1 protein-coding gene is annotated in these 1,671 nt (G+C 41.7%); it reads right to left on the reverse strand.

The window, feature by feature from the left end:
- Positions 1-192 precede the first annotated feature (192 nt).
- Complete coding sequence (locus tag ACKX14_RS15480; RefSeq protein WP_422449254.1) at positions 193-1,563, reverse strand: DDE-type integrase/transposase/recombinase; 1,371 nt, start codon at positions 1,561-1,563, stop codon at positions 193-195.
- Between the last annotated feature and the right edge of the window lie 108 nt (positions 1,564-1,671).

Raw genomic sequence — 1,671 nt, forward strand, 5'->3', positions numbered from 1 at the left:
ATTCCCTAAAAAATGGAAATCGTAGGTAGTAGCTGGCAAATCAATCAGTAATTGTTAAATCAATAACCCAAAGTAACATTTAGAAGAAACTATGAATAATTAAAACCCAAGCTTTTATGGAAAAAAGCACACTTCACCCTTCTGGTAAAAAGACTGCTTTTAAATTCAGTCTAGTTTACCGTATAAAGCTTGTCAAGATTTCTGAATTTGATTAGACTCAACAATCCACTGAATCAGTTTGACCCAATTATCGACCTTTTTACCCTGCTTATCTTTGAGGAATACAGGTGCTTTACCATTGAAAGCCTCATGAGGCTTTAAGTGATTGTAGTATAGCTGATACAGCAAGGCATGAGCTACAGCACCTTCAAAGGAACTAAAAGACTTATGGCGCTTGTAATGAGCCTTGTATGAACCAAATAAGCGCTCTATACGGTTTTTGTATGGCCTATAGGTATGCGGGTCGCCTTCAGGGAGTGGAGAGATTCCCAGCACAGGACGGTGACGGATACTGGCACCGAAGAAAACCGAAGCGGAATGGACCGCCACATCATAAATAGGTGCTTTATCTGTAACTAAGATGAATTCACGGTTACCATAACGGTCAATGACATCTTTAAGGATGGTCAAAGCGGCCACAGCATTCCTATGAGGCGAAAGGTGTTGGGAGATAATAAAACCTCTCAAACCATCGCAAGCAGTAAAAAGGTAATGCCATTTACCCTTAACCTTTATGTAAGTCTCATCGATAACCACAAGGCCTGACAAAGGAAGATGAATAGACTTAACCAATGGAGCAAGCTTCGAGGCTAAGGAAACCACCCAATTTTGGACAGTTTCGCGAGAGACTTGAACTTGCCATATTTGCTTTACAGCAGAAACAGTCTGTCTCAAAGAAAGCCCAAGACCCACGTATAAATTGACAGTTTGGGCTATCAAGAATGGACTGAAGCGACTTTTAGCAAGGTTAACGGGAACAGCATTTGGAGAAGCGCAAGAAAGTTCGTCGAAATTGACATCAAAAGCCCTGAAGCGATATCTCTTCCTGTGTTTAAGCCACTTAGGACAATTATCATTACGGCACTTAAACACAGTGAAATTCTTTCTGGTTTTATCCTTGCTGAGAGCATAGGAGCAGAAAGGGCAGCGATAAGTAGGATGAAACTTTTTAGGGGCAGGCCTACCAGGAGCCCATTGGTGTTTACACACTTTACACTGGAGCTTTTGGAAGCCTTCAGGATCTTTACCGAAGCTATACAGGTAATCGAGAGGAGCGCCACAAACCGGACATTTATCGACATCGACACAAAGCGGCTTAATACGTCTGACGGGAGAAATAGGCTTACCCTGTGCTTCAGCCTCGGCGAGGATTTTCCTGTAATCTTTTTTCTCAACAACGGGCAAAGGGTCCTTTAAAGGAGATAAGATTTTGTAACTTGAAGGTTGAAGGTCAGCAGGTGGTTCGATATCGACTTTAAAATGTTTAGCAGCGAACAGGAAGACTTTCAGTAAAAAATTTAATAAATGAGCGAAGAGGAAAACAGGTAGTGGTTGTCGAAACATAAATTATGGATTCCCTCCTTTTGGGTTGATGGTGATTGTTTTTGGCAACTACTACCTACGACACCAAGGGGAGGGAATCCTCCTTTTTTCCGAAAAACTTTTAGTTTC

Source organism: Thermorhabdus hydrogeniformans, assembly GCF_049310025.1.
Taxonomy (GTDB): domain Bacteria; phylum Bacillota; class Thermosediminibacteria; order Thermosediminibacterales; family Tepidanaerobacteraceae; genus JBJYKD01.